Genomic DNA, 23207 nt, shown 5'->3' on the forward strand with positions numbered 1-23207 from the left:
AATAAAGAAACAGCTTTATTTTGCTAAACTATTAATCTCCAAAGTTGAGTTGTTATGAAACAAACTACTATTCCCGCTATAGTTGGAATTAAAAAGGATAGTATAGTCCATTTCCAACTCTTTGTTTCCTTCTTGATTGTCCATAACGTTGTACCACAGGGATAATGCATAAGACAGATAATCATCATATTAATTGCCGTTAGTAGTGTCCATCCATTAGCAACTAATAGTTGTTTTAATGCAATCATACTATCAAACTCTAACATTGTAGTCGCTCTCATATAACTCATTATAATTATAGGCATAACTATTTCATTTGCAGGTAAACCTAATATAAATGCCATTAAAATATAACCATCTAATCCTATTGCATTAGCAAATGGTTGTAGCAAATCTGCACAATAAGTTAATAAGCTTACTTCTCCTACAGGGACGTTAGCAAAAATCCATATAACTATCCCAGCAGGTGCTGCTACTGCCACAGCTCGTCCAAGCACATATAATGTTCTATCTAATAATGATCTAACAAGAACTTTACCTATTTGAGGTTTTCTATATGGGGGTAACTCTAATATAAAGTTTGATGGTACTCCTTTTAAAACAGTCTTTGATAAAATCTTAGACGTTATAAGTGTCATAAATACCCCCACTATTATAACTGCTGTAACAGCTAGCGCAGATACAAGACTACCAGTAAATCCACCAACTACAGCCCCCCCTATAAATAAAGATGCTACTGTTATTAAGGTAGGAAACCTTCCATTGCAAGGCATAAAAACATTAGTTAATATAGCTATTAATCTTTCTCTTGGGGAATTAATTATTCTACATCCTATTACACCAGCTGCATTACATCCTAACCCCATACACATAGTTAGGGCTTGCTTACCACAAGAACAGCACTTTTTAAAACACTTATCTAAGTTAAAAGCTATTCTTGGTAAATATCCTAAGTCTTCAAGCAAGGTAAACATAGGGAAGAATATAGCCATTGGAGGCAACATAACAGATATTACCCAAGCTAAAGTAACATATATACCATCAATTAAAACACTACTAATCCATGAAGGTATAAAACTATTTGCAAGTATTCCTCTTAACCAAACCTCAATATTACCAAACATGTTTGATAATAATTCTGACGGATAGTTTGCAAGAGTTATTGTAATCCAAAGTACTATTAATAGTAAAACTATCATTATAGGAATTCCAGTAATCTTTGATACAAGTAACTTATCTATCTTCTTATGGAATTCGTTATACCTATCTCTTTCTTTTACTACATCTTTTGCAACCATTTCTGCATTCTTAACTAATGTTTCTACTATCTCATCTTCTATTGATTTTTCAACGCTTACTTCTTCTCTTATTTTGTTTACTTTGTCCATAGAATAATTATCAATATTAAACTTTTTAACTAATGAGCTTACTATCCCATTATTATTTTCTAATAATCTAATAGATGCCCATCTTAACTTTTTTTTGTCATTAGATAATGTCTCATTATTAGATAGAACAGCTTGTATGTCTTTTATGGATTCTTCAATTGTTTTTTTATATCTTACAAGAGCATAAGTATCTCTTTTCTTATTTATTTCATCTAGTACTTTCTTCTTTAGATCATCTATTCCTTCATTTTGCCTAGCTGCTGTAACGACAACACAAGTATTAAGCTCTTTAGCTAATTTTCTTTCATCAATTGATATGCCTTGTTTTTTAGCCTCATCTATTAAATTAACACAAAGTATAACCTTTTCTGTTATTTCAGATATCTGATAAAATAAATTTAAGTTTCTTTCTAAAGATGTAGCATCTGCTACCACTACAACTAAATCAGGATTTTCAAAACATATATAATCCCTTGCAATCTCTTCTTCTTCAGAATTAGATAACAACGAATAAGTTCCTGGTAAATCTACCACCTTAATTTTTTCTCCATTAACTTGGAATATACCTTCAGCATTCTCTACAGTCTTCCCAGGCCAGTTTCCTGTGTGTTGATTTAAACCTGTTAATGCATTAAAAACTGTACTTTTACCTACATTAGGATTACCAGCCAGCCCTATTCTGTACTTATAATCACCACTAGCTTTTCTATTTTCTCCTGATAGAACTCCAATACCTGTTGAATTTTTACTTAAGCCCATGTCTCCTCCTACTTATAACTTACTACCTGAATCTTTTCACTATCTTCTCCCCTTAATGCTATTAAGGTTCCTCTTATTAGATAAGCTGTTGGGTCACCAAATGGTCCTCTATACATGACATCTATTTCGGTTCCCTCAATTATCCCCAAATCAAAAAATCTTCTCCTAAGTTCTCCCTCCGCATCTATACCTACAACCTTAACAGTTGAAGCTAAATCTGCATTTACTAGATTCATAATATTTTCTCCCTTCGTTTAATTTTAGATATAGACTTATTTATATATTTATCCCTATTCTTAAACTATGACAGATTAATATATATTGTGTCTTTTATCATCATAAATTTTTATATTACGATTAATTATAAGAAAGAGGTTGGTACTTAAATTTACCAACCTCTTTCTTATTCAAAAATAGAATTTAAAATTTCATCTTTATATAATAGTTCTTTTGCCTCTTTTCTATATTCTTCTTCATGAATAAATGTATGTCTATTGGGTTTTATGCTTGGTGCAATATCAATGGCATTTTCAAAATCTTCTCTTTTAATTTTCAATGTTTTTACATAATCCCAAAATCCTGTAGTAGTTAATACTTCATTAACCCTTTTATATCTATGTTCTTGAACTTTACTCATAATATATGTAGCAATTCCAACCTGTACTCCATGAAGTTGTGGCTCATCTAATATCTTATCTAAAGCATGAGAAATTAAATGCTCACTACCACTAGTTGGAGAACTATTTCCAGCTATCTCATTGGCTATTCCACTCATAGCAAGGGAATCTACTAACTCTTTTAAAAACAAGTCATCTTTTATAGATTCAAATGGAGTTCTAATAAAACTATTTACTGCCTTTTTAGCTATCATTAATGCAAAATCATCTAATTCACCTACACCTTTATCAGCTTCATAAATCCAATCATATAAAGCTGTTATCTTAGAAATCAAATCACCTATTCCTGAATAAATAAATTTTTCGGGTGCACTTTTTATTACATCTAAATCAACTACTATTCCATAAGCTAACCTTGCTGGCACTGAGGTCCTCTTACCATCTACAAGTAATGATGCACTAGAACTTGAAAAACCATCACTAGATGATGATGTTGGTACACTTATAAATGGTATTTTTCTTAGGAAACCAACATACTTTGCCACATCAATTACCTTTCCTCCTCCAATACCTATAACTGCATCTGTATTATTAGATATTGAAAAGGCTAGTCTTGTAATATCCTCAATATCGGTAGTATCTAGTTCTTCATGATGCAAAAGCTCTATATCTTCTTTTTCTAATGACTCAAATACCATATTTCCAAACAATTCAATAAGACCATTACCAAAAAATATACACACTCTATTAAAATTATTTTCACTTAAAAATTTACCCAAATATCCTAAAGTACCTCTCCCAACCTTTAAGAAAGCTGGTATAGAAATACTATGTGACTTTACCTTCATTATTCTATTACCCTCTTTTCAATCAAACTTTTTTCTATATCACTATAATCACTCATAGGTATGAAATTCACACATTCTTCTTGCAACATTCCTTGAAGATTTCCCTTTGCAAAGCATATATCTGCTAACTTACATGGTGGAATATCTGGTGCACTATCTCCAGCATAATAAACATATGAATATTTATGTTTTAAATCCGCAACAACTTTTCCTTTATCTATTCCATACACCTCAGAATAATATGGATTGTTTTTATCTATCTTTAAATGAATACCTCTATCCTTATATTCCCCTGGATTAGAATAAACTTTAATATTTGACAGCCCTTTTTTCTTAAGTAATCTATATATATAATAACTAGTTCCTGCACTTAAAATAATAAAATCTCCACCAGCTTCTCTTATCTTTTGAATTACTTTATCTGCATTTTTATCCCATTCAATTTTTAATATGTCTTCTAATATTTCATCTTCATCTCTATTAATTGAACTATAAATCTTATGTAAAAAATCCTTATCTTTATATTTACTCTTACGCCATGCTTTGTATAACTCTTTTCCCTCTTCACCTAAGTATTCATCTATTATCATTTGATAAAAATCTTTATGAGTTAACGTCCCATCAAAATCTGATATAAAAGCAAACTTCTTATGCTCCATAATCTATGACCTCCTAAGCTGTTTATCTTAGTTTTCCTTAGTTATCTCTCTTTATACTAGTTTGTATATTCATTATAACTTAAATATCTAATAAAAGATGTTTTGAAGATTATAAAAAAGGTTAGCTACTTAAAAAATAACTAACCTATAACTGTAATTTATTTAACTCCAAATTTAGTATATTTAACAAAGAACTCAATATATTTAATAATCCAATTACTTAAGCTCGGATATTGCTCTTTTATTACTTTCTTAATATCTTCTATAGAAGTATCTAATGGAATTTTTGTTAATCCTTCAGTAGTATTACCTATAGCTACGGTTCCTTTTGCATAATCTCCTATAGCTACATCTGTTGCTATAGCTGCTGCCCCAATTGAGTATTTCCCTATAGATAGTGCACCAAGTGAAAATATTCCAATAGATATAGCTCCAACAGAGAAAACTCCTATAGATATAGCCCCAATAGCTAAAAGTAATGCTATTGATATAGCTGCTAGACTAATTATACCTATAGACATACAACCAAAGCTTAATACTCCTAAAGAAATAATACCTGCTGATACAATTCCATATGATATATTTCCTATAGCAACTATTCCTTTGGCTTTCTTAAATCCTTTGCCTATATTAATATGAATAAGCGGTAAGCCAAGTAATGTCCTTTTACTCTTATATTCATATTCTAATCTTCCTCCGTGAAGATTTATAATAACTTGAGTTGATTTAGTATCATTGTCTATTATATTAACCTTTGAATCCTTATCATCTGTTTCTTGTAACATATCATACTCATCACCATCTTTAACTAAACTATCAATAGTAACATTATATATTTCTGATAATATTATTAATTTCTTTAAATCTGGTACTGATTGTCCAGACTCCCACTTTGAAATTGATTGTCTTGATATCCCTAATCTTTCTGCCAATTCTTCTTGAGACATTCCGGTTTTACTTCTTAATAATTGCAACTTTTCACTTATTTGCATTTTCCTCACCTCCATGAAAAATTATAAAAATTTTTCATACAAACCTCTACCAACTAGCATTTTCTTTTTGTCAACTACCAGTTGCACCTGTGTATTTTCAACAGATTTATTCTAAAATCATTTTTACGTGAGGTATATCAACTTCTTCATATACATCAGAAATCACTTTAAAACCTACTTTTTCATAAAGCTCTTTAGCGTATAACTGAGCAGATAAAATGATCTTATTCTCTTTTAATTCCTTCTGTATAAATTCAATACTTCTCTTCATTAATTCGGATGCAATGCCTTTTCTTCTATATTCATTTAATACTAAAACTCTTCCTATAGCTGCAGTATCATATGTTATTCCACTAGGAATTAATCTAGCATAAGCAACTATCTTCCCTTCATCTTCTAAAAATATATGAAATACCTTTTTATCAACATCATCAAAATCATTCTCTTGATAAATTTTCTGTCCACACACAAACACTTCATACCTTACTTTACAAATTTCATATAATTCATCTAATGTTAAATCATAAAAGCTTTTTATCTTCCAGTTCATACTTATATATTCTCCTCTATCTACCTTATATTCATATTTAAAAAAACATATAAATATAAGAAGCCACCTTAGTAGCTTCTTAAAATTTATCTTATTTGTCCATTACCATAAATAATATACTTTGTAGTTGTTAATTCAGTTAATCCCATTGGCCCTCTAGCATGTAGCTTTTGAGTACTTATTCCAATTTCAGCTCCAAACCCAAACTCACTTCCATCAGTAAATCTTGTTGATGCATTAACATATACAGCAGCAGCGTCTACTCTTTGTAAAAATCTTTGAGAATTATCATAGCTCTTAGTAATTATTGCTTCTGAATGTCCAGAACCATACTTATTTATGTGTGAAATAGCTTCATCCACATCTTTAACTACCTTAACTCCAATAATATAATCAAGATATTCTTTTCCCCAATCTTCTTCAGTTGCTGCCTCAACATCTTCTATTATATTTCTAACCTTTTCATCACCTATCACTTTTACGTTCTTTTCTCTTAATACATTAATAATCATAGGTATAAATTTATCAGCAACCTTTTCACTTACTAAAAGCTTTTCTTCTGCATTACAAACAGCAGGTCTACTAGTCTTTGCATTTATAACTATATTTTTAGCCATTTCTAAATCTGCATCACAATCAACATAAACATGACAGTTTCCTGTTCCAGTTTCAATAACTGGTACTGTGGCACTCTTTACTACAGCTTGTATAAGACCTGCACCTCCTCTTGGTATAAGCACATCTATATATTCATTTAATCTCATCATTTCTGTAGCAACTTCTCTACTTGTATCTTCTACTAACTGTAATGAATACTCTGGAAGCCCAGCTTCCTTTATCCCTTCCACTAAAGCTTTAACTATTGCCATATTAGAATTTATAGCTTCACTTCCACCTCTTAATATAACTGCATTACCAGTCTTTAAACATAAACCTGCTGCATCACAAGTAACATTAGGTCTAGCCTCATATATAATCCCTATTACCCCCATAGGAACTCTTTGTTTACCTATTTGTAATCCATTTGGCCTCCTCCACATTGAAGTAACTTCTCCAACTGGATCTGCTAATGATACTACTTGTCTTAATCCATCTGCCATATCAGCTAATCTTTTTTCATCTAGCTTTAGTCTATCTAACATAGCTTTAGTAGTACCTTTTTCAATAGCTTTTTCTAAATCCTTCTTATTTTCTCTTAAGATATTATCCTTATTTTCTAGCAACTTTTCAGCCATCTTAAGTAAAGCTTCATTCTTTTGTGTTGTAGTTGCATTCATAAGTTCATATGATGCTTCTTTTGCTCTTTGTCCTTTTAAAATTAATTTACCCATTCTTTGCCCCCTTATATTATTTTTTTCCTAAAAATAAAGTACCAACATTTTTACCTGCCAATATATCTAGTAATATATTAGGATTACTTCCATTCGCTAATACCATATTAACTCCAGCATCTGCAGACACTTTCGCTGCCATTAACTTAGTAATCATTCCTCCAGTTCCTAAGTTAGACCCAGCCCCACCAGCACATTCTTCTAATTCAGGAGTAACTTCTTCTACTACTTCTAGCATTTTTGCCTCTTTATTGCTTCTTGGGTCTGAATCATAAAATCCATCTATATCAGATAATATAACTAAAAGATCTGCTTTTACTAAACTTGCAACTATTGCAGATAAATTATCATTATCACCAAATCTAACTATATTTTCAATTTCATCTATAGAAACAGTATCATTTTCATTTACTATCGGAATTATTCCATTTTCTAGCAAAGTTTCAAATGTGTTGCATACATTTTCTCTTATATGGTCATCCTCAACAACATCTCTAGTAAGTAAAACCTGTCCTACAACATGGCTATATTCTCCAAAGAACTTACTATATATATGCATTAATTCACATTGTCCTACAGCTGCTACTGCTTGTTTTTCTCTTATAGTTTTGGGCTTTTCTTTTAACTTTAATTTGCTTACTCCAACTCCAATTGCACCAGATGTAACAAGTACAACTTCATTACCTGAATTTATCATATCAGATAGTATTCTTGTTAATTTTTCAATTCTTGTCAGATTAATATTTCCATTTTCATAAGTTAGCGTTGAAGTTCCTACTTTAACTACTACCCTTTTTACTTCTTTTAATTGTTTACGAAAGCCCATTTCTACATCCCCTTAATATCTTATTTATAATATTTATATTACTATACCTTTTTTATCTTATCAATAAAAGGGATCTTTACATCCTTACTTTCTATAAAAGTCTTTATTATTAATTTTAATAAAGAATATATTGGTACTATACAAAATGCAACTAATGGTCCTCCTATTGCTGCTCCTCCTACTACTAAAAATATATCAGTAATTGGATGTATATTCATTGTTTTTCCCATTATAAATGGAACAACTACTCTTCCCTTCAATGTTTGAGCTATTATAAATAACAATGTTAATTTTATCAACATGTTAAACCCTATTATTGTTGCAACTATATATGGGATTATCATAGAAATAAAAAATCCTACAAATGGAATAAAAGCTAGTATGAATGTAGTAAATGCTAATAATAATGCACTAGGCATACCTATTATTACATAACCAATGAAAACCATAGTGGCTAAAGATAATGCTACTATAGCCTGACCTATTATATATGTAGATAGAACATCATCACATTTAGGTAATAATTTTTCAACAGTATCTTTATATTTTTCTGGGCAATATTTTAAAACAATATTTTTAAAATTATGACCGTCTCTTAATAAAAAGAATGTAATTAATATAATTAATAACACATTAGAAAATAACATCATTCCTTTATCAAATATATCTTTAGCATTTGTAACTAATAATGAAATATAATTTATTATTCCAGTGCATAATGAACTTATTGATGATTGTATACTATCATCATTTATAACCTCATTAGTAAATTCAGCTATTTGATTTCTATCTATATAGGTTAGTATTAATGATTTAAGTTGTACTAACTGAACTACAAGGTATTCTCCAAAGTATCTAATAACAGCTGCTAATATAAATGCTGTTATTGATAATGTTAATAAGGCCGCCTTTGAAGTTTTCATTCCCTTTTTTACAAATATATCATTCAATGGTTTTAGAATATAAAAAAGAAATACCCCAAATATTATAGGTGCTACTATTACCAATAATATAACCTCTAAAAATTCATGTATTATGCTAAATTTACCCAACATATATAACAAAAATATTGTTAAATTAGCTATAATTAAATTGTTAATAACTTTCTTTTTATCCATAATAAACTCTCCTTTATTATGGTTAGTTTATCCACAAAATAATTAAAAATTCTATTTATGAGGTATTTATATGAAAAACTTATTTGTTCATGATCTTACAATTTCTAATAGACAAGATATGATTAAAATAATAAAGTTAATAAGAAAAGATATTAAGGAAAGTTAAATAAGCGTGGTATAGTTATAGTATTTTGTCCTCATACTACGGCAGGGATAACAATAAATGAAAATACTGATTCTGATGTAGTTAGAGATTTAATTTATGGATTTGAAAAAGCTTATCCTACTATTAATAAAAATTATAAACACTTTGAAGGAAATTCTCATACCCACTTAAAATTATTAGCTATTGGTGCTTCTCAATATTTAATCTTAAGTAATGGCGAATTAATCTTAGGATCTTGTCAAGATGTTTACTTTTGTGAATATGATGGTTCAAGAAAGCGTAAGCTTTATGTGAAAATAATTTTAGACTAAACTAAAAGGAGTTTAGATAATTACCTAAACTCCTCTTAATATTAATAGAAATTTTAATACAGAATAATACTGGGGATAGTATTATTTCATGAGTCTAAAGTTATAAAAAGTTAATTAATATCGGCAAGTTTCTTTCTTTAAATAACTTTAGCTTGATGGCTTAATTTAGCTATCTTTATTTAAATTTTAATATATATATTTTTCAATATAAACCTCAAAATCTAAACATTGTACCCATACAGTTCTATATTTCTTCTCCATTTGATTTAATTACATTTTTATACCAGAAAAAGCTTTTCTTCCTTATTCTTCTTAAATCCTTTAAATCAAACTCATCTCTATTTACATATATAAAACCATATCTCTTTTTAAAGCCTTGGTGTGTGCTAATTAAATCTATAGCAGACCATGGACAATAACCTAACAACTCTACACCATCAGTTATAGCAAGTTTTGCTTGCTCTATATGCTTTCTTAAATAATCAATTCTATAATCATCGTTTATAGTATCACCATCTTCTAAGTTATCATAAGCTCCTAAACCATTTTCAGTTACTATTAATGGTAAGTTGTATCTTCCATATATCTCTCTTAATGTTGTTCTAAATCCTACTGGATCTATCTCCCATCCAAATTCAGTTTTCTCTAAGAAATCATTGTGCGCTCCATTAAATACCCCTAAATCTCCTGTAGCAATTTGCTGATCTCCACCGATAAACTTACCTTCTGAATCATCAATTTTGCTTTCTTTAACTGTAGCTGTACTATAGTAATTAAATGCTATGAAGTCAGGGTCTCCCCCCTTCAATATTTCCATATCTCCATCTTCTATTTTAGGTTCAATTCCCTTTTCCTTCATATAGCTCCATGCTATTGCATTGTATCTTCCATATACAGCCATATCTAAGTATAGCCAGTTTCTTATTGCATTAAAGTTTTGAGCGGCTAGTACATCTTCTGGTTTTGGTGATGCCGGATATATAGCACTTATATTTGGTGCAGGTCCTATCTTACCATCTTCAACCATTTTATGACATAGTTTCATAGTCATAGCTTGCGCAAGCATCATATGATGATTTTGTTGATATAATTCCTTTTGTATATCTTCGCACCCTTCATTTACTGTACCTATTGCTGCTCCATGTAAAATCATCATATTTTGTTCATTTATTGTTAGCCAATACTTAACCCTATCTCCAAAATTCTCAAATATTACCCTTGCATATTCCACAAAAGCATCTACTGTCTCTCTATTAGACCATCCACCTCTTTGTTGCAGTACATCTGGTAAATCAAAATGATACATTGTTACTAATGGCTCTATATTATACTTCTTAAGCTCATCAATTAAATTATTATAAAATTCTATACCCTTTTCATTAACTTCCCCGGTTCCATTTGGAATAATTCTTGTCCATGATATTGAAAATCTATAAGTTTTAAAGCCCATTTCTGCAAATAGTGCTATATCTTCTTTATAGTGGTGATAATGGTCACTTGATACCTTAAAATCAGCTGTTCCTTCTGGTAACACCTTAGTATCCTGCACTGATGCTCCTTTTCCGTCTTTATTATAAGCACCTTCTACTTGATAGGCTGATGTAGATGCCCCCCATAAAAAATTCTTTGGAAACTTATTCTCAACTTTATGATACATATTTTATACCTCCTAGTTTTTCCCTTTATGCTTTCATTCTAATTCATGTTTAATCTGATTTACATATCTATTTCCTAACTCTGTACCCAAACAGTTTTTTTATAAAAAAAAGCTTGCTAACAAAGCAAGCTTTTATTTATTCTACTAAATTCATAAATCCCTTTCCTAAAACTTCAGTTGTAGCATTAACTGTTATAAATGCTTCTGGATCTTCTTTCTTTATAAATTGTTTTAATTGTATAAATTGTCTTCTACTTAAAATGGTCAATATAATAGTATTTTCTCTTCCTGTATATCCACCCTTTCCTTTAAATACAGTACAACCTCTATCTACATCTTTATTGATATACTCTACAACTGTTTGTTCTTTTTGAGTAAAAATAAGTACTTGTTTACAAGAATTAAAACCATCTATAAATTTATCTATTAATGTACCAATTAGGTAAACACTTAATAACCCAAATAGCCCTAACTCCATCCCAAATGTATACATAGCAAGTAATATTACTATGGAATCAGATATAAGCTGCCCCATACCATATCCAATATGAAAATACTTACTTAGTAACTTAGCAATTATACTAGTTCCACCTGTGGATGCATCCTGAGTAAACATTATAGCTGTTCCCATAGCTAATAATGCACTACCAAAAATAGTTGCAAGCACTAAGTTATTTGTTAATGCAAATGATATTCCTGATTTTTCAGTTATTGAAAGTATTGCTGAAAGACCAAAGGCAGCATAAATACTCTTTATACCAAATTCTCCACCAATAAATATAAATGCAACACCAAATAATATTACATTTGCAACAAACATAATAATTCCTGACTCTATTCCAGTTATATCATGTAACACTAAAGCTAACCCTGATACTCCACCACATGCTATATTATTAGGAAAAAAGAAAAATATAAATGAAGCTACCACTAATAATACTCCAAATGTTATAATTGTGTACTCTTTTACCTTCTTCATCTTGTTCCCCCTATTATGTATTTATCTACAATATATATTAACACAATAGTCTCCATCTTATAAATTAGTATATAACAATTTAATTTTTTAATATAAGAATTAAATATTTCTAAATTCCTAATTCTTTATATATGGCTTTTGCTACTCCACTATTATCATTAGTATCTGTTATATTTTTTGCAATCTCTTTTATCTCTGGAATAGCATTTTCCATAGCATATGCTTTCTTAAACTCAGTAAACAATGAATAATCATTGAAACTATCTCCAAAAGCTATAACTTCTTCATTTTTTACTCCCATCTTTTCGGTAACTTTTTTTAATATGTAACCTTTTTGAGCTCTTTCATCTGTTATTTCAATGTTCGTTATAAAAGATGATAATACGGCTAATCCTCCAATATCACTTAATTCACTCTTAGTTCTTTTAATAATCTCTATATCATTACTAAAGGTTATTATTTTTCTTACTTCTATATCACTTTCTATAAATTTATCAATATCATCTATATATTTAAGGCTCTTAAAATGATCATGATTCTTTGCTATTTCTAAGGCCTTATCATAATCTTGAACCTTTTCAAAATTCTGAACTCTATAAACCATTTCTTTTAAAGCTTCTTCTTTTGTATTTATAGTATAGGAACCATCACCAGTATATAATTCAACTATTAAATTTTCTTTGCGAAGAATATCTAGTATATCTTTTATTTTTCCTTTATTCATACTTATACTTTCAACAATTTCACCATTTTCATCTCTAAACTCTGCACCATTCATAAGAATATACTCACACTTTATTCCGTACTTATCCATGAAAGGTTTTACACTATCATACATTCTTCCTGTTGCTATAATAAAGTGTATTCCTAATTCTTTAGATTTTAATATAGCCTTTACATTTTCTTCTGTTATATCGTGCTGAGAATTTAATAATGTTCCATCCATATCTGACGCTATTACCTTTATCAACTTCATATCCTCCATTTTCATTAGCATTCCTTTAATATTATATCAGATGCTGTCTAGTACTATTATTTAATACTTTCACTACATCTTTTCGATAATTAATTCTTAATTTCTTTAATATTTCTACATAATTATTAAACTTTTTTGATTATTTATACTATCTTTTTTATAAAAAGTATAATAAAATATAATCATTGCATAATTATAAACTTAAAGGAGACAAAAATGAATAAAAATTCAAATATAAAAATTTCATCTTTTTTAAAATTTTTTATTCCTTCTATTATAGGTATATTACTTTTTATGACCCCTATAAATATAGGCGGTGAAGTTACTATACCAGTAGCATTTCTTTCTAACTATACAGTTAATTTAATTGGTGATATTCTTCCTTTAATTGCTGTATTACTTATTTCAATCTCAGCTTTAGGAAGTATTTTAGTAAAATTTATAAAACCTAAAAATAAAGTTTTAAATGAACTTTTTTCTGTTTCACCAATCTGGCTTTTTGCTAGAATAACTGGAATGATACTTGCTATAATGTCCTATTCTAAAATCGGACCTGAATTTATATGGTCTGAAAGTACTGGTTCTATGATTTTATTTGATTTACTACCAGTATTAACATCAATATTCTTATTTGCAGGTTTATTTCTTCCACTTCTACTTAATCATGGATTATTAGAATTTGTTGGTGCATTATTTACAAAAATAATGAGGCCTATATTTAAATTACCTGGAAGATCATCCATAGACTGTATTACTTCATGGTTAGGAGATGGAACAATAGGAATTCTTTTAACAAGTAAGCAATATGAAGAAGGATTTTATACTAAAAAGGAAGCAGCAATAATAGGTACTTCTTTTTCTGCAGTATCTATAACTTTTAGCTTAATGGTTATATCTCAAGTTGGGCTATCTCACATGTTTGTTCCTTTTTACATAACAGTTACTTTAGCTGGTATTATAGCGGCAATAATTATATCTAGAATACCTCCTCTTTCAAGAAAACCAGATACATACATTGATGGAAGTGCAAAAAAAGAGGATTTCGATTTAATTCCAGAAGGATACACTACATTCTCATGGGGATTACATAGTGCATTAAACAAGGCTGAAGAAAATGCTAGTATAACTAAAATTTTATTAGATGGATTTAAAAATGTTTTAGATATGTGGATAGGTGTTTTACCTGTTGTTATGGCTATGGGTGGAATTGCAGTTATGATTGCTGAGTATACAACATTCTTCCAACTTCTTGGTATGCCTTTTATTCCTCTTTTAGAATTACTAAGAATTCCTGAAGCCGTACAAGCTTCTCAAACATTAGTAGTTGGATTTGCTGATATGTTTATCCCATCAGTTTTAGCTTCTTCAATAGAAAGTGAAATGACTAGATTTATAATAGCTGCAACATCTGTAACTCAACTGATATACATGTCAGAAGTAGGAGGCTTATTACTAGGTTCCAAGATACCTGTTAACTTAAAAGACTTAATAATAATCTTTATTCAAAGAACTTTAGTTACCCTACCTATTATTACATTAATAGCAAACATAATCTTTTAAATAGAAATAAGCCAAGTAAAACTTGGCTTATTTTAATATTTATCAAATAATCCATTAATATCTACAAGTAAATACACTACCAGTGCTACTAATGCAAATTCATCCTTATTAATTCTTATACTAAGGTGATTATCGGTAAACTTATTTTTTTCATCTATATTAGCTATGACTAATCCATTCTTTAGTAATTCAAAACTTCTCTTATCTGTTACTGTTTTACTTACTGTAAAATCTCCAAATATCCCTCTTATATTCATACTTGTAAAGTAAAAACTTTTAAATATATTAAAAATTTTTCTTTCTTTATCATCAGATACACTATATTTAGGGGATTCAAAATCATTAACACAACATGTAGTAAGTATTAATTCATTATTTTCTAAATCGAATAACTCAAATTTATTATTATCATCATCACTAACACAGTAATAAAATAAACTCTTTCCACTATCATCTTTTATATTATATCTACTTTTATTTTTATAAGTAGGATCCATAATATAATAATTACACCCCATACCTTTTCTCTCCACACTTTATAACTTTAATAACCTGAATCTATTGTATGCACACATAATCTCCTGACGTCTTGGTTTTGATAATCTTCCGTTTCCACCAGCAATTTTATTTACTTTTATTAGTCCATTCTTATCTATATAATTCATAATATTATCTACTACTTCTCTAAGTGTTAGCTTATTATCTATAATATTATCTTCAGCCCACTTAAGTATCTCTCCTATTGCATATACCTGTTCACTATCTACTAATTGTTCTACCAACTTAAGGTCTATATTCTCCTTATTAATACTTAGCCCATCAGTTCCAAGTCCTTTAACTTTTACTCCCTTAGTTCCTCTTTCAATGCTCCCCTTTTTTACCACCCTATTAAAATCAATATTTATCTCAATGCTATTATTTTTTATTCTCTCTAGGATTTTACCACTACTTAGTTCCTTAGCTTCATTTGTAACAACCTTAGGCTCATAAGCTTCCATTTGTATAACATTATCCGCTATATCAAAATAATCTCCAGAGCTACCTACTACAATTATAGTTGATAACTCTATTTGTTCATATAATGCTTTAGCTACTTCAATAAAAGGAGTTATTGGTTCACTTTCTTTTGCTACTAATTTTTGCATTATATCATCTCTAATCATAAAATTAGTTGCTGATGTATCTTCATCAATTAAAATTAGCTTTGATCCAGACTCTATACTCTCAATAATATTGGCTGCTTGTGATGTACTTCCACTTGCATTATCACTTACAAAGTTCTTTGTATCCTTTTTATTAGGTAAGTTATTTATAAATAATGATATGTCATCCTTATGAATAACCCTTCCATCTTCTGCTCTTACTTTCATTGCAGAATCATTAGTTATTACAAATTCTCTTCCATCATCTTCAATATGATTATATACACCCAACTCTAATGCCTTTAATAAAGTAGATTTACCATGATAGCCTCCACCAACAATTAACGTTATTCCTTTAGGTATTCCCATCCCCTTAATTTCCCCTGAATTAGGAGTATTAAAACTTACCTCTAATTCCTTTGGCGAAATGAACTTAATCCCATTCTTAAGGGGCTTTGAAGATACTCCACTTTCTCTTGGTAATATTGAACCATTTCCTATAAAAGCAACCAACTCACGACCTTCTAATCTTTGCCTTATATATTGTTGATCTTCAACTAATTCTACTCTTTTCTTTAAAGCATCTTTATCAAGATTGTTATAAGTTATTGACTCATCTATTATCTTCGGAAGATAATCATATAATATCTTTTCTAATTCTCTAGCTAATACACTTCTCCCCCTTGCAGGAAATCCAACTTCTATTCTTACTTCTATTTTATCATTATCTATCAATATAGCTGTTCTATCTAATATTTCCTGAGTACACTTACTAATAGAAATTAATCCACTTTTTCCTGACCCAAAAACCTTTGAACTATACTTATTTATATTTTTGTAAAAAACTCTAACTAAAAAGTCTTGAACTGCAACCCTTTTATTATAGTTATCAAATAAGTTATTAGGTATTTGAGAATATTTTTGACTCATTATTACTCTAACTCTAGATGGGGATGCAAATGGATCTCCTTGAACATGATCTATAGCTAATTTATAATTATTGAAATCGTACATTCCTTCTAACGACTTATATGCCTTATAGCCTCTACCATCTATATCATAAAGCATTTTTCTTAATTCATTTAAGTTCTTCATTTATTTATCACCTTCTGCAAAATATTCATCTATCATCGCTTCTGCTACCCTTCTATACATATTACTCATTGAAACCATAGAACATATAAATAAGAACTTTTCTTCATACTCATTAAATTCTTCACTATCATCTATAATTCCTTTTACACAATCTATCTGTTTGTATATATTTCCCAAAAACTCTTCGTAATTAGAGTTATTTATATCTAAATATAACTTATACAGACTTCTTAAATCATATTCTTTATCTTCATCATACTTTTTTACTATATTATCAAATAAGTCTTTAATATCACTTATTGATAGAGACCCTTTTAAATCATATATCATACTCATCAATAATAAGTGTTCTTTAGAATACTTTTTATTTTTTATACTCATTAATAACTTTGCTTTAGCATAATTATTAATCATTGTTTTAGTTAATACCTTATCGCTATCCTTTCTTTTCGAGTTAGATAGCTTTTGTTCAAATATTTGAATTACCTGATCCATATACAAATCTATTTCTGGTATATCTTTCTCTTCTACTCTTTCAGTTAAAGCTAACTTCTTTATTATTTCATCAATGCTTGTTTCATTCATAGTAAATCTCCTTAAACTAGTTTTAAAAACTACTTATTGTTATATTTCAATTTTAATAGTAAATAAGAGATATTTCAAGAAAATGGTATGCTTTATTATTTAGAATAGCTATGAAACTTTTTTATTAGATTTGACTATAATATATCTATATATAATAATTTAAATATGATTTCAAGTAGTTATCAAAACTACTTGTATTAGATTGGAGGATTTTATGGATAAATATCTTAGAGAACCAATTAACGGATTGACTCATCTTATAGGAGCTATACTTTCATTAATAGGTCTAATACTTATGATAATAAAAATATCATTAGATAATGGAACATTACTTGAATATGCTGTTGCAATTATATTTGGATTAAGTATGATCCTTCTATATTCTGCTTCCGCAACTTATCACTCTGTTATATCTAGCGACAAAGTAATAAAAACATTGAAACGATTGGATCACTCAATGATATTTATACTTATAGCTGGTTCATATGCACCACCTTGTCTGCTAGCATTACACAATAAAACTGGGTATATTCTTTTTGGAATTGTAGCTGCTACAGGTATCTTAGGTATAATTTTTAAAATGATTTGGATCACTTGTCCTAAATGGATTAGTAGTGTTATGTATATAACAATTGGTTGGTTTGCTATATTTGCAATTTATCCTTTATCGAAAGCCCTTAATCCTATAGCTATATTTTTACTAATTTTAGGTGGAGTTCTATATACTATAGGTGGAGTTATCTATGCTATTAAGTCCGATAAAATAAGAATTGGCGCTTTTGGGGGACATGAAATATTCCATATTTTCATAATGCTTGGTTCCCTATGTCACTTCATATGTTTCTTTAAATATATATTGTAATAAAGCCTACTCTTCATTAATTCGGATAAATTCTAAATTAATGAATTAATAAAAGAAAGCATTTGGCTACCTCCATTGCCAACTTGCTTTCTCTTTTTACATTATTAAATCTTCATACTTACCATTAATTAAATTTAGTATATCATCTGGATTTGCTTCAATTTGAATTCCTATCTTTCCACCACTAAAAATAATTTTTTCTAATCCTTTAGCAGACTCATGTATAAATGTTTTATATAATTTTTTCATTCCTATCGGCGAACATCCACCTCTTATATATCCTGTATACTTGTTTATATCTTTTACGTGTATCATTTCAACATTCTTTTCACCTGCAACCTTTGCAGCTTTTTTTAAATTTAATTCTTCACTAACAGGAATTACAAACACGTATAATTCTCTTGAGTTTCCTTGTACAACTAATGTTTTAAATACCATACTTACATCTTGTGAAAGTTTGTTTGCAACAGATACACCGTCAATATGACCATCTCCAGCTTCGTATTCATATGTATTATATTTTATTTTAGCTTTATCTAAAATTCTCATTGCGTTTGTTTTTTGCATAGCCCTACTCCTCATAATTGTTCTTGTTTATTATTATACTCCTAATAATTTTCATTTAAAATATTCTAAGTTCTATCTTTTTCTATCTTATAGTAAAAATTTACTTATATTAAAAACTCTGCTTGTCGATTAAAGCGTTATTCTATGTTATAATAACTGAATGAAATAATAAATGAAATGAGGTAGAAATTATTGATAACAGTATCTAATGTTAGCTTAAGATATGGCGGTAGAAAATTATTTGAAGATGTTAACTTAAAATTTACTCCAGGTAACTGCTATGGTGTTATAGGTGCAAATGGTGCAGGTAAATCTACATTCCTTAAGATTTTATCTGGTGACGTTGAACCAAATACAGGAGAAGTTATTTTGGCTCCAAATACAAGAATGTCTGTATTAAAGCAAGAACATAACCTATATGATAATTATCAAGTTTTAGAAACTGTAATTATGGGTAATGAAAGACTTTACCAAATTATGGAAGAAAAAGATGAATTATATGCAAAGCCAGATTTCAGCGATGAAGATGGTATAAGAGCTTCTGAATTAGAAGGTGAATTTGCAGACCTAAATGGATGGGAAGCAGAATCTGAAGCTTCATCCCTACTTCAAGGTTTAGGAATCGGAACTGAATCTCACTACAAAATGGTTTCAGAATTAACAGGTGCTGAAAAGGTTAAGGTGCTTTTAGCTCAAGCTTTATTTGGCAACCCTGGTGTTCTAGTTCTAGACGAACCTACAAACCACTTAGACCTTAAAGCTGTAAATTGGTTAGAAGATTTCTTATCAAAATTTGAGGGTACTGTTATAGTAGTATCCCATGATAGACACTTCTTAAACACAGTTTGTACACATATGGCTGATGTTGATTTTGGTAAAATTAAGTTATTCGTTGGTAACTACGACTTCTGGTATGAATCAAGTCAATTAGCTTTACAAATGGCTAAGGATCAAAACAAGAAGAAAGAAGAAAAGATTAAGGAACTTCAAGACTTTATTGCAAGATTTAGTGCTAATGCATCTAAGTCAAAGCAAGCTACATCTCGTAAAAAGTTATTAGATAAGATTACTTTAGATGATATTCAACCATCTAGCAGAAGATATCCATTCGTTGGATTTAAACCTGAAAGAGAAGTTGGTAATGATATATTAACAGTAAAAGACCTATCAAAAACTATTGACGGAGTTAAGGTTTTAGACAACGTAAACTTTATGGTTAACAAAGGCGATAAAATTGCTTTAATAGGTAATGAAATAGCTGTTACTACACTATTTAAAATATTAGCTGGAGAAATGGAAGCAGATAGTGGAGAATTTAAATGGGGAATTACTATAACTAACGCATACTTCCCTAAAGATAATTCTGAATACTTTAATGATTGCCACCTATCTTTAGTTGATTGGTTAAGACAATACTCTGATGAAAAGGCAGAAAGTTATATAAGAGGATTCTTAGGAAGAATGTTATTCTCTGGTGAAGAAGCATTAAAAGAAGCTTCTGTTTTATCAGGGGGAGAAAAGGTTAGATGTATGCTATCTAGAATGATGCTTTCAAATGCAAATGTATTAATGCTAGATCAGCCTACAAACCACTTAGACCTTGAATCAATTACAGCTGTGAATAATGGACTTAAAGACTTCAACAGTAATATACTATTTGCTTCACACGACCACCAATTCGTTCAAACAATAGCAAATAGAATTATTGATATTAAGGACGATGGTTCTATAGTTGATAGAACTATGACATTTGATGAATACTTAGAATTTTCTAATGCAATAAACTAACTAAAATAGGTTTCGTATTTTTTACGAAACCTATTTTTATTTACTTATTACCACTTCAAAACCGCATTTTCCCTATAAGTTCTTAAGTTCTTAAAAATATATAAATATATATTTTTAATCTTTAATTTATAAATTCTGTTTTAAATAATAAGAGCTGTACGAAGTTTAGTACAGCTCTTATTATTATTATTCTACATTGAATCCTGAGTCTTCTATACAATTTTTAATTTTTGATTCATTAGCTTCATCACTATAAACAACTTCTACAGTGCCTCTTGCCATATCAACACAAACGTTTTGAACCCCTTCTACTTTATCTAGAGCATTCTTAAGCTGCGTTTTACTTGTTGAATTAACTAAATTATTTACTTCATAATGAACTCTATTCATAACTATTTCTCCTTTTCACAAATTAACATTAATAGTATGTTCAAGTTCACATTTTTATATTAAATAACTTCTTCTGAAGTTTCTTTTTTCTTATATTTGTAATGTAATAGTTCATGAGCTTTTCCACGACCTGGTTGTCCCATATATTCATCATACATTTTCATTAAAGCAACATTTTCATGTGACTTTCTCTTTTTAGCACTCTTATCTTGATTATAAAGAACAGAGGCCCTTACTGATTTAATATCAATCTTTTCTCTTTCTAAATTATTAACATGAGGTTGTCCACCACCATTTACACATCCACCTGGACATGTCATAACTTCGATAAAGTGATATTCCTTACTATTCATTCTTCCACTTTCAATGAATTCAAATAAGTTAGCAGATCCATTAATTACTGCAACATTATAGTCTTCTCCACCTATATTTACAGAAGCTTCTTTAATTCCATTTAACCCTCTTACTTCTGTATAATCTAAGTTTTCTAGTTCTTTCTTTTCAACAAATTCTTTTGCAGTTCTTATAGCTGCTTCCATTACTCCACCAGTAGCTCCAAATATAACTCCTGCCCCAGTATATTCTCCCATTGCAGGATCAGCCTCGCTATCTTCTAGCTTAGCAAAAGCAATTTTCTTTTCCTTTATAAATTTAGCTAACTCTCTTGTAGTTAAAACTGCATCTATATTTCTTAATCCATCAAGTTCCATGTCTTCCCTATCTGCTTCAAACTTCTTAGCTGTACATGGCATAATTGTTACTGTAAATATCTTTTCTGGATCTATTCCAGCTATATGAGGATAGTATGTCTTACTTGCTGTACCAAAAATTTGTTGAGGTGACTTAGCAGAAGATAAATTTTCTAATAACTCTGGATAATAATTTTCAACTTGTCTCACCCAACCTGGACAACATGATGTAAACATAGGGAATGGGCCTTTTTTCTCTATTCTTTCTAAAAGTTCAGTAGCTTCTTCCATAATAGTCATATCGGCACCAAAATTTATATCAAATATTCTATCAAATCCTAATTCTCTTAATGCAGTATATAATTTACCAGTTACATCTACTCCATAACCCATATTAAATAGTTCTCCCATTGCTGTTCTTACAGCTGGAGCCATAGCTACTATTACATGCTTTTCTGGGTCTTCTAAAGCTTCTTTTACTCTATCAATATGAGTTTTTTCTGATAAAGCACCAACTGGACAAGCAGCTACACATTGTCCACATAATAAACAATTTGTTTCATCAAAACATTTTTGTTCTTCTGGAGTAACTATTCTTTTACCATTAACATTTACTAATTTAATAGAACTTGTACCTGTTTTTTCAGTACATGCTGCTGCACATCTTCCACATAAAATACATTTTGATCTATCTATTGTTATAGACTTACTTCTAATATCAACATACTCTTCTTTATTTTCTACAACAAAAGGAGTAGTTGCTTTAGCTTTAGTTTTTATAACTAACTTTAACAATTCACAATTTTCTCTTCTAGGGCAAGGACCGCACTTAAATTCATGCTTATTAAGTATTGTTGAAACTCTTGATTTTACTCTTTCTTGAACTTTTTCTGTATCAGTTCTTACAACCATTCCATCTTCAACTTTTGTTAAACAAGCCAAAGCTAAATTGTTTTTCCCTTCTATTTCAACTGCGCATACACCACATTTACCAACATTACCGCATTCCTTTAAGTAGCATAAAGTAGGTATGTCAATTCCATTTTCTCTGGCAACTTCTAACACTGTTTTACCTTCCGCTGCTTTGCACACCTTATCATTAATTATGATATTCTTCATCCTGTACCTCCATAAATTTCTTCTTGTAAATAAAAATTCTATTTTCTTCCTATAGTTTACCATATAAATTTGAAAAACCTATAATTTTCAGATAATTCGTTAAATTTTTATCAAACTGCTTATCACCTTTATTTTAACGCTAAAAAAGATTTAGTTCAATGTGAATTAAACCCAATGTTGTTTAAGTAAAATTTTCATAATAATATAATTGAATTTTATAAATAACTTCATTT

Annotated in this window: 21 protein-coding genes and 1 pseudogene; 4 read left to right on the plus strand and 18 right to left on the minus strand. The window is 29.4% G+C overall.

Going from position 1 to position 23207, the window contains the following annotated elements:
- Window positions 1–23 precede the first annotated feature (23 nt).
- From feoB to DR024_RS15420, 9 genes are all read right to left on the minus strand, one after another.
- Window positions 24–2147: a ferrous iron transport protein B gene (feoB, locus tag DR024_RS15380; protein WP_055254764.1), complete on the minus strand. Its 2124-nt coding sequence runs from the start codon at window positions 2145–2147 to the stop codon at window positions 24–26.
- An 8-nt stretch (window positions 2148–2155) separates the two neighbouring features.
- Window positions 2156–2383 carry a FeoA family protein gene (locus tag DR024_RS15385; RefSeq protein ID WP_027098611.1) on the minus strand — a complete coding sequence of 76 codons (228 nt, stop codon included), beginning with the start codon at window positions 2381–2383 and terminating at the stop codon, window positions 2156–2158.
- Window positions 2384–2550: 167 nt separating this feature from the next.
- Window positions 2551–3612 carry an iron-containing alcohol dehydrogenase family protein gene (locus DR024_RS15390; protein WP_034866472.1) on the minus strand — a complete coding sequence of 354 codons (1062 nt, stop codon included), beginning with the start codon at window positions 3610–3612 and terminating at the stop codon, window positions 2551–2553.
- The gene (locus DR024_RS15395; RefSeq protein ID WP_242983112.1) at window positions 3612–4271 is read right to left on the minus strand and encodes an MtnX-like HAD-IB family phosphatase; all 660 of its coding nucleotides are present in this window, start codon (window positions 4269–4271) and stop codon (window positions 3612–3614) included. Before DR024_RS15395 ends, DR024_RS15390 begins: the two co-directional genes overlap by 1 nt.
- A 158-nt stretch (window positions 4272–4429) precedes the next feature.
- Window positions 4430–5263 carry a helix-turn-helix domain-containing protein gene (locus DR024_RS15400; protein WP_027098614.1) on the minus strand — a complete coding sequence of 278 codons (834 nt, stop codon included), beginning with the start codon at window positions 5261–5263 and terminating at the stop codon, window positions 4430–4432.
- Window positions 5264–5369: 106 nt separating this feature from the next.
- A complete protein-coding gene (locus DR024_RS15405; protein WP_111919118.1) occupies window positions 5370–5813 on the minus strand; it encodes a GNAT family N-acetyltransferase in 444 nt (147 codons plus the stop codon).
- Window positions 5814–5899: 86 nt separating this feature from the next.
- Window positions 5900–7144: a glutamate-5-semialdehyde dehydrogenase gene (locus DR024_RS15410; protein ID WP_027098616.1), complete on the minus strand. Its 1245-nt coding sequence runs from the start codon at window positions 7142–7144 to the stop codon at window positions 5900–5902.
- A gap of 16 nt (window positions 7145–7160) precedes the next feature.
- On the minus strand, window positions 7161–7970 hold the full coding sequence (gene proB / locus DR024_RS15415) for a glutamate 5-kinase (RefSeq protein ID WP_027098617.1): 810 nt from the start codon (window positions 7968–7970) through the stop codon (window positions 7161–7163).
- Between the two features lie 41 nt (window positions 7971–8011).
- Complete coding sequence (locus DR024_RS15420) at window positions 8012–9088, minus strand: AI-2E family transporter (protein ID WP_055254766.1); 1077 nt, start codon at window positions 9086–9088, stop codon at window positions 8012–8014.
- A gap of 70 nt (window positions 9089–9158) precedes the next feature.
- Between DR024_RS15420 and DR024_RS15425 the strand changes: the two are divergent.
- A pseudogene (locus tag DR024_RS15425) lies at window positions 9159–9565 on the plus strand (secondary thiamine-phosphate synthase enzyme YjbQ).
- A gap of 244 nt (window positions 9566–9809) precedes the next feature.
- Here the strand turns inward: DR024_RS15425 and DR024_RS15430 are convergent.
- From DR024_RS15430 to DR024_RS15440, 3 genes are all read right to left on the minus strand, one after another.
- Window positions 9810–11222, minus strand: a complete 1413-nt coding sequence (locus tag DR024_RS15430; RefSeq protein ID WP_027098619.1) for a glycoside hydrolase family 1 protein — start codon at window positions 11220–11222, stop codon at window positions 9810–9812.
- A gap of 136 nt (window positions 11223–11358) precedes the next feature.
- Window positions 11359–12201 (minus strand): YitT family protein, encoded by an 843-nt coding sequence (locus DR024_RS15435; RefSeq protein ID WP_027098620.1) that lies wholly within the window; start codon window positions 12199–12201, stop codon window positions 11359–11361.
- A 109-nt stretch (window positions 12202–12310) separates the two neighbouring features.
- Window positions 12311–13171 carry a Cof-type HAD-IIB family hydrolase gene (locus tag DR024_RS15440; protein WP_027098621.1) on the minus strand — a complete coding sequence of 287 codons (861 nt, stop codon included), beginning with the start codon at window positions 13169–13171 and terminating at the stop codon, window positions 12311–12313.
- Window positions 13172–13393: 222 nt separating this feature from the next.
- Between DR024_RS15440 and DR024_RS15445 the strand changes: the two genes are divergently transcribed.
- Window positions 13394–14737, plus strand: coding sequence for a YjiH family protein (locus DR024_RS15445; protein WP_034866476.1), 1344 nt, complete (start codon window positions 13394–13396; stop codon window positions 14735–14737).
- Window positions 14738–14769: 32 nt separating this feature from the next.
- On the opposite strand, the gene DR024_RS15450 is transcribed toward DR024_RS15445, so the two are convergent.
- From DR024_RS15450 to DR024_RS15460, 3 genes are read right to left on the minus strand one after another with little or no spacing between them, the layout of a single operon-like run.
- The gene (locus tag DR024_RS15450; protein WP_027098623.1) at window positions 14770–15255 is read right to left on the minus strand and encodes an LURP-one-related/scramblase family protein; all 486 of its coding nucleotides are present in this window, start codon (window positions 15253–15255) and stop codon (window positions 14770–14772) included.
- Between the two features lie 18 nt (window positions 15256–15273).
- A complete protein-coding gene (locus tag DR024_RS15455; RefSeq protein ID WP_027098624.1) occupies window positions 15274–16974 on the minus strand; it encodes an ABC-ATPase domain-containing protein in 1701 nt (566 codons plus the stop codon).
- Window positions 16975–17559: a DUF1836 domain-containing protein gene (locus DR024_RS15460; RefSeq protein WP_027098625.1), complete on the minus strand. Its 585-nt coding sequence runs from the start codon at window positions 17557–17559 to the stop codon at window positions 16975–16977. It lies immediately after the preceding gene.
- Between the two features lie 214 nt (window positions 17560–17773).
- Between DR024_RS15460 and trhA the strand changes: the two genes are divergently transcribed.
- A complete protein-coding gene (gene trhA, locus DR024_RS15465; RefSeq protein ID WP_027098626.1) occupies window positions 17774–18421 on the plus strand; it encodes a PAQR family membrane homeostasis protein TrhA in 648 nt (215 codons plus the stop codon).
- 96 nt (window positions 18422–18517) lie between these two features.
- On the opposite strand, the gene ybaK is transcribed toward trhA, so the two are convergent.
- On the minus strand, window positions 18518–18988 hold the full coding sequence (ybaK, locus tag DR024_RS15470) for a Cys-tRNA(Pro) deacylase (protein WP_027098627.1): 471 nt from the start codon (window positions 18986–18988) through the stop codon (window positions 18518–18520).
- A 192-nt stretch (window positions 18989–19180) separates the two neighbouring features.
- Here ybaK and DR024_RS15475 point away from each other — a divergent pair, with 192 nt between their 5' ends.
- Entirely contained in the window at window positions 19181–20776 is a 1596-nt protein-coding gene (locus DR024_RS15475; protein ID WP_027098628.1) for an ABC-F family ATP-binding cassette domain-containing protein, read from the plus strand.
- A 186-nt stretch (window positions 20777–20962) separates the two neighbouring features.
- On the opposite strand, the gene DR024_RS15480 is transcribed toward DR024_RS15475, so the two are convergent.
- Together DR024_RS15480 and DR024_RS15485 are read right to left on the minus strand one after the other, a co-directional pair.
- Window positions 20963–21166 (minus strand): heavy-metal-associated domain-containing protein, encoded by a 204-nt coding sequence (locus DR024_RS15480; RefSeq protein WP_027098629.1) that lies wholly within the window; start codon window positions 21164–21166, stop codon window positions 20963–20965.
- Between the two features lie 59 nt (window positions 21167–21225).
- Entirely contained in the window at window positions 21226–22974 is a 1749-nt protein-coding gene (locus DR024_RS15485; RefSeq protein ID WP_027098630.1) for a ferredoxin hydrogenase, read from the minus strand.
- Window positions 22975–23207: the final 233 nt, after the last annotated feature.

Origin of the sequence: Clostridium paraputrificum (assembly GCF_900447045.1) — a bacterium.
Taxonomy (GTDB): domain Bacteria; phylum Bacillota; class Clostridia; order Clostridiales; family Clostridiaceae; genus Clostridium; species Clostridium paraputrificum.

What these genes read in the sequence shown, in the direction of transcription:
- feoB (WP_055254764.1), bottom strand. Translation starts at nt 2,147, where the DNA reads ATGGGCTTAAGTAAAAATTCAACAGGTATTGGAGTTCTATCAGGAGAA.
- DR024_RS15385 (WP_027098611.1), bottom strand. Translation starts at nt 2,383, where the DNA reads ATGAATCTAGTAAATGCAGATTTAGCTTCAACTGTTAAGGTTGTAGGT.
- DR024_RS15390 (WP_034866472.1), bottom strand. Translation starts at nt 3,612, where the DNA reads ATGAAGGTAAAGTCACATAGTATTTCTATACCAGCTTTCTTAAAGGTT.
- DR024_RS15395 (WP_242983112.1), bottom strand. Translation starts at nt 4,271, where the DNA reads ATGGAGCATAAGAAGTTTGCTTTTATATCAGATTTTGATGGGACGTTA.
- DR024_RS15400 (WP_027098614.1), bottom strand. Translation starts at nt 5,263, where the DNA reads ATGCAAATAAGTGAAAAGTTGCAATTATTAAGAAGTAAAACCGGAATG.
- DR024_RS15405 (WP_111919118.1), bottom strand. Translation starts at nt 5,813, where the DNA reads ATGAACTGGAAGATAAAAAGCTTTTATGATTTAACATTAGATGAATTA.
- DR024_RS15410 (WP_027098616.1), bottom strand. Translation starts at nt 7,144, where the DNA reads ATGGGTAAATTAATTTTAAAAGGACAAAGAGCAAAAGAAGCATCATAT.
- proB (WP_027098617.1), bottom strand. Translation starts at nt 7,970, where the DNA reads ATGGGCTTTCGTAAACAATTAAAAGAAGTAAAAAGGGTAGTAGTTAAA.
- DR024_RS15420 (WP_055254766.1), bottom strand. Translation starts at nt 9,088, where the DNA reads ATGGATAAAAAGAAAGTTATTAACAATTTAATTATAGCTAATTTAACA.
- DR024_RS15430 (WP_027098619.1), bottom strand. Translation starts at nt 11,222, where the DNA reads ATGTATCATAAAGTTGAGAATAAGTTTCCAAAGAATTTTTTATGGGGG.
- DR024_RS15435 (WP_027098620.1), bottom strand. Translation starts at nt 12,201, where the DNA reads ATGAAGAAGGTAAAAGAGTACACAATTATAACATTTGGAGTATTATTA.
- DR024_RS15445 (WP_034866476.1), top strand. Translation starts at nt 13,394, where the DNA reads ATGAATAAAAATTCAAATATAAAAATTTCATCTTTTTTAAAATTTTTT.
- DR024_RS15450 (WP_027098623.1), bottom strand. Translation starts at nt 15,255, where the DNA reads ATGGGGTGTAATTATTATATTATGGATCCTACTTATAAAAATAAAAGT.
- DR024_RS15455 (WP_027098624.1), bottom strand. Translation starts at nt 16,974, where the DNA reads ATGAAGAACTTAAATGAATTAAGAAAAATGCTTTATGATATAGATGGT.
- DR024_RS15460 (WP_027098625.1), bottom strand. Translation starts at nt 17,559, where the DNA reads ATGAATGAAACAAGCATTGATGAAATAATAAAGAAGTTAGCTTTAACT.
- trhA (WP_027098626.1), top strand. Translation starts at nt 17,774, where the DNA reads ATGGATAAATATCTTAGAGAACCAATTAACGGATTGACTCATCTTATA.
- ybaK (WP_027098627.1), bottom strand. Translation starts at nt 18,988, where the DNA reads ATGCAAAAAACAAACGCAATGAGAATTTTAGATAAAGCTAAAATAAAA.
- DR024_RS15480 (WP_027098629.1), bottom strand. Translation starts at nt 21,166, where the DNA reads ATGAATAGAGTTCATTATGAAGTAAATAATTTAGTTAATTCAACAAGT.
- DR024_RS15485 (WP_027098630.1), bottom strand. Translation starts at nt 22,974, where the DNA reads ATGAAGAATATCATAATTAATGATAAGGTGTGCAAAGCAGCGGAAGGT.